The following is a 6118-nucleotide window of genomic DNA, read 5'->3' as shown; positions in this document are numbered from 1 at the left end:
CGCCGGACCTGAAACCGGCGACGCCCCTCGGCCGTGTCATCTCGGCCGCACGCGGCTCACGCCCCGCGCAGCACCGCCCCCGTGCGCTCGGCCGCCAGCGCGACCGCGGCGTCGCGCGCGGCGGACGCCTCGTCCACGGTCAGCGTCCGGTCGGCGGCGCGGAACCGCAGGGCGTACGCCAGGGACTTCCGCCCCTCGCCCAGCTGCTCGCCGGTGAACACGTCGAACAGCCGCACCGATTCGAGCAGTTCACCCGCGCCCTCGCCGAGCGCCCGCTCCACATCGGCGGCCGGTACGTCCTCGGCCACCACCAGCGCCACGTCCTGTGTGGCGACGGGGAAGGTCGAGATCCGCGGCGCCCGCAGCGCGCCCGTGCCCGCCCGCTCCACGAGATCCAGTTCCAGCTCCATGGCGCAGGTGCGCTCCGGCAGGCCGTACGCCTTGATGACGCGCGGGTGCACCTCACCGGCGTGGCCGACGAGAGTGCGCCCACCGTCCACCGTGGCGTACAGCGCCGCGCAGCGGCCCGGGTGCCACGGCGCGTGCTGATCGGCCTCGACCGTCAACTCGACGCCCGCCTCGGCGGCGACCGTACGGGCCGCCTCGACCGCGTCCGCCCAGTCGGTGGGACGGCCCGCGCCCCACCAGCCGGCCTGCTCACGCGCACCGGCGAGGACGACGGCCACGCGGCGCGGCTGCCGGGGCAGCGCGGCGTCGAGCGTCGCCAGTTCCTCGTCCGTGGGCCGCCGGTCGACGGGCAGCCGGGGCGGCACCTTCTCCTCGCCCGTGGGCCGGAAGACCAGGCCCGTCTCGTACAGCGCCAGATCGTGCGAGCCACGGCCGTCGTTACGGCGCAGCGCGCCGAAGAGACCCGGCAGCAGTGTCGTGCGCATCTCGGGCTCGGTGTCCGCGAGCGGGTTGACGAGCGTGACCGTACGGCGGCGGTCGTCGTCGGCGGGCAGCTGGAGCTGGTCGAGCTGCGCCGTACCGACGAACGGGTAGTTCAGCACCTCGACATAGCCCGCGCCCGCCAGCGCGCGGCCGACCCTGCGGCGCAGCCGCTGCCGCTCCGTGAGCCCGCGCCCGGCCGGCGGCCGGGGCAGCGTGGAGGGCAGATTCTCGTACCCCTCCAGCCGGATGACCTCTTCGGCGAGATCGTTGATCTCGCGCAGGTCGGAGCGCCAGCTCGGGACGGTGACGATCAGCTCGTCCTGTCCCTGGACGTCGCAGCCGACCTGCTGGAGCCTGCGGACGACGGTCTCCCTGCCGTACGCGAGACCGGCCACCCGGTCGGGGTGGTCGGCGGCCATCGTGATGGTGTGCGGCCCGGACGGGGCGACGACCTCGGTGACTCCGGCCTCCGCCGAGCCGCCCGCGAGCAGCACCAGCAGATCGACGGTCCGCTGCGCCGCGGCGGACGCGGCGTGCGGGTCGACACCGCGCTCGAAGCGCCTGGACGCCTCGGACGGCAGCTTGTGCCGGCGCGCGGTGCGGGCGATCGAGATCGGGTCGAAGTGCGCCGCCTCGATGACGACCTCGGTGGTGCCGCGCGCCGCGCGCTCGGCGGCGGACGAGGACAGCGGGCTCGCCGCGATCTCGCCGTCGGCGATCTCGGTGTCGGCGCCGCCCATCACTCCGGCGAGACCGATCGGCCCGCGGTCGTCGGTGATGACGAGGTCGGCCGCGTCCAGGACGCGCTTGACGCCGTCGAGCGTGGTCAGCTCCTCGCCCTGCTCGGCACGCCGGACACCGATCGCGCCGTCCACCCGGTTGCGGTCGTACGCGTGCAGCGGCTGGCCGATCTCCAGCATCACGTAGTTGGTGATGTCGACGGCCAGCGAGATCGGCCGCATCCCGGCCTTCTGCAGCCTGCGCTTGAGCCAGATCGGCGAGCGCGCCTCGGGGTCGAGCCCGGTGACCGTACGCGCGGTGAAGTGGTCGCAGCCGACGGGGTCGGCGATCTCCACGCGGTGGCCGTACGAGTTCGGCGCGGGCACGTCGAGCAGCGCCGGGTCGCGCAGCGGGAGCCCGTACGCGGTGGCGGTCTCACGGGCGACGCCGCGCATCGACAGGGCGTAGCCCCGGTCGGGCGTGACGGCGATGTCGAGGACCTCGTCGACGAGCTGGAGCAGCTCGATCGCGTCGGTGCCGACCTCGTACTCCGGCGGCAGGACGATGATGCCGCCGCTGCCGTCGTCACCCATGCCCAGCTCGCCGCTGGAGCAGATCATGCCGTGCGAGGTCCGGCCGTACGTCTTGCGGGCGGAGATCTCGAACCCGCCGGCCAGCACGGCGCCGGGCAGGACCACGACGACCTTGTCGCCGACGGCGAAGTTCCGCGCGCCGCAGATGACTTCCTGCGGCTCACCGGTGCCGTTGGCGTCGCCGACGTCGAGCGTGCAGAAGCGGATGGGCTTCTTGAACTCGGTCAGCTCCTCCACCGTGAGGACCTTGCCGACGACGAGGGGGCCCTTGAGGCCCGCGCCGAGTTGTTCGACCGTCTCGACCTCAAGACCGGCGGGGACGAGCTTGGCCTGCACGTCGCGGCCGGTCTCGGTGGCCGGCAGGTCGACGTACTCACGCAGCCAGGAAAGCGGGACGCGCATCAGATCTCCATCCCGAACGGCCGGGTGAACCGGACGTCACCCTCGACCATGTCTCGCATGTCCTCGACGTTGTGGCGGAACATCAGCATCCGCTCGATGCCGAACCCGAAGGCGAATCCGCTGTACTTCTCCGGGTCCACACCGCAGGCGACGAGCACCTTCGGGTTGACCATGCCGCAGCCGCCCAGCTCGATCCAGCCCTCGCTGCCGCAGGTGCGGCAGGGCCGGTCCGGGTTGCCGACGGACTCGCCGCGGCACACGTAACAGACCATGTCCATCTCGGCGGACGGCTCGGTGAAGGGGAAGAAGTTCGGCCGCAGCCGGGTCTTCATGCCCGCGCCGCCGAACAGCTCCTGGACCATGTGGTCGAGGGTGCCCTTGAGGTCGGCCATGGTGAGGCCCTCGTCCACGGCGAGCAGTTCGACCTGGTGGAAGACCGGGGTGTGGGTGGCGTCCAGCTCGTCCGTGCGGTAGACGCGTCCCGGACAGATGACATAGACGGGCGGCTCCCGGTCGAGCAGGGCGCGCGCCTGGACCGGTGAGGTGTGCGTACGCAGCACCACACCGGACTCGTCGCCCGACGTGCCGTCCGGGCCCTGGACGAAGAAGGTGTCCTGCATCTGGCGCGCCGGGTGGTCGGGCACGAAGTTCAGTGCGTCGAAGTTGAACCACTCCGCCTCGACCTCGGGGCCGTCCGCGACCGCGTAGCCCATGGCCGTGAAGATGTCCTCGATGCGCTCCGAGAGCGTGGTGAGCGGGTGCCGGGCGCCGGCGGGGGTGCGGTCGTAGGGCAGCGTGACGTCCACCGCCTCCTCGACCAGCACGCGCGTGTCACGCTCGGCCTCCAGCTCCACCTGCCGGGCGGCGAACGCCTTGTTCACGGCGCCGCGGGCCTGGCCGACGCGCTTGCCCGCCTCGGCCTTGGCCTGCGGCGGCAGCGCGCCGATCTCACGGTTGGCGAGCGAGAGCGGCGAGGTGCCACCGGCGTGCGCCGTCTTCGCGTGAGCGAGCGCGTCGAGGTCACCTGCGGCGGCGAAGGCGGCGAGCGCCTCGTCCCGCATGCGCTCGATCTCTGCCGGTTTCAGCGCCTCGACCTCGACTGGGTCGTACGACTTGTTGGGTGCGGACATCTCTTCCCGTACTTCCGGTTGACCGGGCAGGACCCGGGCGAAAACGACCCCGCTCGATGGCCGAGGACGCAAAGGTGCCAAGGGTCGAGTCTAAAGGCCGTGTGGAGTGAAGAAGCCCGTGGGCGGTCTCAGGCCAGATAGGCCGGGGCGCCGACGGGCAGGATAAATCGGAACTGGGCCCCGCCACCGGGTCCGCGGCCGACGGTGATCGTCCCGCCGTGCGCCTCGACGATGCCCTTGACGATATACAGGCCCAGGCCCGTGCCACCGCGCTTGCTCCCCCGCCAGAAGCGGGTGAAGACACGGCCCATCGACTCCTCGGGGATGCCGGGACCTTCGTCGCTCACGGTGACCGCCGTTCCTTTCGCACCGCCGTCCGCGTGCGTGTGCTCCGCGTGCCCGTGGTCGACATGCTTGACCTGGGCGGGTGCCACCTCGATGGTGACGGTTCCCTCGCCGTGGCGCACCGCGTTTTCCAGAAGGTTGCCGAGTATCTGGTCGATCTTGTCGGGGTCGGCCCACAGCGCGGGCAGCGGCTGCTGGATCCGTACGAGGAAACGGTCCGGGGACTGGCCGGACGCGGTGATGGACTGGATGTGGCGGCCGACGGCCGTGCCGATGTCGACCGGCTGGCGGCGCACTTCGAGACGGCCGGAGTCGATCCGGGAGATGTCGAGCAGTTCGGCGATCAGCCGGGTCACGCGGTTGGCGTCGGCGTCGACGGTCTCCAGCATGAGCTTCTTCTGGTCGTCGGTGAACCGTTCCCACTTGGCGAGCAGCGTCGCGGTGAAGCCCTTCACGGAGGTGAGCGGGGAGCGCAGTTCGTGCGCGACGGTCGCGATCAGCTCGGCGTGGCTGCGTTCGGTACGGCGGCGGGCCTCGGTGCCGCGGATGCTGATGACGAGCCTGCGTACGGGCCCCTGGGGGTACTCCCGCACATAGCGGGCGGAGACCAGGACCTCACGGCCGCCGGGCAGCAGCAGATTGCGCTCGGGCTGGCCGAAGCGGGTGAGGAGACCGCCGTACGGATCGGTGAGCGCCCACCAGCGGCGGCCTTCGAGGTCTTCGAGGGGCAGCGCACGCTCCAGCGGGCTGCCGACGGCCTCGGCGGCGGCGACGGCGGTGATCCGGGCGGCGGCGGCGTTGAAGCAGATCACGCGGCCCGTCTCGTCGGCGACGACGAGACCGTCGGGGAGGTCGTCGGGATCGATCCCGAAGTCCTGTCCAAGGTTCTGCCCGACACCCTGTCCGAGGTCCGGTGGTGTCTCTCCCACCGGGTCCCGGCCGAGGTCCGGTGCGCCGGTGTCGCCGGGATCAGGCCTGACGGGTCCCCGTCTGATGGCCGACCCGCTCGCCCCGACCGTCATGCCCGCATCCCACCTCTTCCGAAGAGCACAGTGGGCCCCCGACTTGCCCGTCACCCTACTAGCTCTCATCGCTCAAGGTGACTGCGCGGACCCCCTCAGCTCGCGGTGCGGACCCGCTGCGCCCGAGCCGAGGCGTAGAGACATACGGCCGCGGCGGTCGCCAGGTTCAGACTCTCCGCCCTGCCGTGGATCGGCACGCGTACGACGGCGTCCGCCAAGGCCCGGGTCTCGGCGGGCAGTCCCCATGCCTCGTTGCCGAAGATCCAGGCGGTCGGACCGCCCATGGTGCCCGCGTCCAGCTCGTCGTCGAGGTCGTCGTCGCCCGCGCCGTCGGCGGCCAGGATCCGGACGCCCGCCCCCCGCAGGCCCGCCACGGCCTCTTCGACGGGGACGCCGACGGCGACCGGCAGATGGAAGAGCGAACCGACCGACGCCCGGACCGACTTGGGGTTGTAGAGGTCGACGGACCCGTCGGTGAGGACGACGGCGTCGGCGCCCGCCGCGTCGGCGCAGCGCAGCACGGTGCCCGCGTTGCCGGGGTCGCGTACGTGCGCGAGGACGGCGACGAGGCGGGGGCGCGCCCGCAGGACGGACTCGAACGGCGAGTCCAGGAAGCGGCAGACGCCGAGCAGGCCCTGCGGGGTGACGGTCTGGGAGACGTCGGCGACGACGGCGGCGTCCGCGTAGTGCACCTGCGCGCCGGCGGCGCGGGCGGCGTCGACGATGTCGGCGTACCGCTCGGCGGCCTCGACGGTGGTGAACAACTCGATCAGCGTCGGGACACCGTCATCGCCCCAGTGCGCGACCGCTTCGCGTACGGCCTGCGGGCCCTCGGCGATGAACCGGCGTTCCTTGCCGCGGAAGGCCCGTCTGACGAGTCGCCGGGCGGCGGTGACACGCGGGGAACGCGGAGAGATCAGCTCGGGGGTGCCCATGGGCGGCGGCTCGCTTCTCGTGCGGACGTACGCGCGTACGCGCGCGTGGCGGGAGGTGGCGTACGTGCTCCGTGTACGGG

At 72.3% G+C, this 6118-nt stretch carries 4 protein-coding genes; all 4 read right to left on the bottom strand.

Annotation, left to right across the window (positions count from 1 at the left end; translation table 11 throughout):
- Window positions 1–56 precede the first annotated feature (56 nt).
- On the bottom strand, window positions 57–2606 hold the full coding sequence (gene pheT / locus ACFT9I_RS21550; RefSeq protein WP_382566455.1) for a phenylalanine--tRNA ligase subunit beta: 2550 nt from the start codon (window positions 2604–2606) through the stop codon (window positions 57–59).
- Window positions 2606–3736 carry a phenylalanine--tRNA ligase subunit alpha gene (pheS, locus tag ACFT9I_RS21545; protein WP_382566453.1) on the bottom strand — a complete coding sequence of 377 codons (1131 nt, stop codon included), beginning with the start codon at window positions 3734–3736 and terminating at the stop codon, window positions 2606–2608. Before pheS ends, pheT begins: the two co-directional genes overlap by 1 nt.
- A 128-nt stretch (window positions 3737–3864) precedes the next feature.
- Window positions 3865–5103 (bottom strand): sensor histidine kinase, encoded by a 1239-nt coding sequence (locus ACFT9I_RS21540; RefSeq protein ID WP_382566452.1) that lies wholly within the window; start codon window positions 5101–5103, stop codon window positions 3865–3867.
- Window positions 5104–5198: 95 nt separating this feature from the next.
- Window positions 5199–6038 (bottom strand): TrmH family RNA methyltransferase, encoded by an 840-nt coding sequence (locus ACFT9I_RS21535; RefSeq protein ID WP_382566451.1) that lies wholly within the window; start codon window positions 6036–6038, stop codon window positions 5199–5201.
- Window positions 6039–6118 lie beyond the last annotated feature (80 nt).

The sequence above is a fragment of the Streptomyces sp. NPDC057137 genome (assembly GCF_042670825.1).
Classification (GTDB): domain Bacteria; phylum Actinomycetota; class Actinomycetes; order Streptomycetales; family Streptomycetaceae; genus Streptomyces.
The sequence above is the reverse complement of the archived record's forward strand: the minus strand, read 5'-3'. Positions and strand labels throughout refer to the sequence as shown.

What these genes read in the sequence shown, in the direction of transcription:
- pheT (WP_382566455.1), bottom strand. Translation starts at nt 2,606, where the DNA reads ATGCGCGTCCCGCTTTCCTGGCTGCGTGAGTACGTCGACCTGCCGGCC.
- pheS (WP_382566453.1), bottom strand. Translation starts at nt 3,736, where the DNA reads ATGTCCGCACCCAACAAGTCGTACGACCCAGTCGAGGTCGAGGCGCTG.
- ACFT9I_RS21540 (WP_382566452.1), bottom strand. Translation starts at nt 5,103, where the DNA reads ATGACGGTCGGGGCGAGCGGGTCGGCCATCAGACGGGGACCCGTCAGG.
- ACFT9I_RS21535 (WP_382566451.1), bottom strand. Translation starts at nt 6,038, where the DNA reads ATGGGCACCCCCGAGCTGATCTCTCCGCGTTCCCCGCGTGTCACCGCC.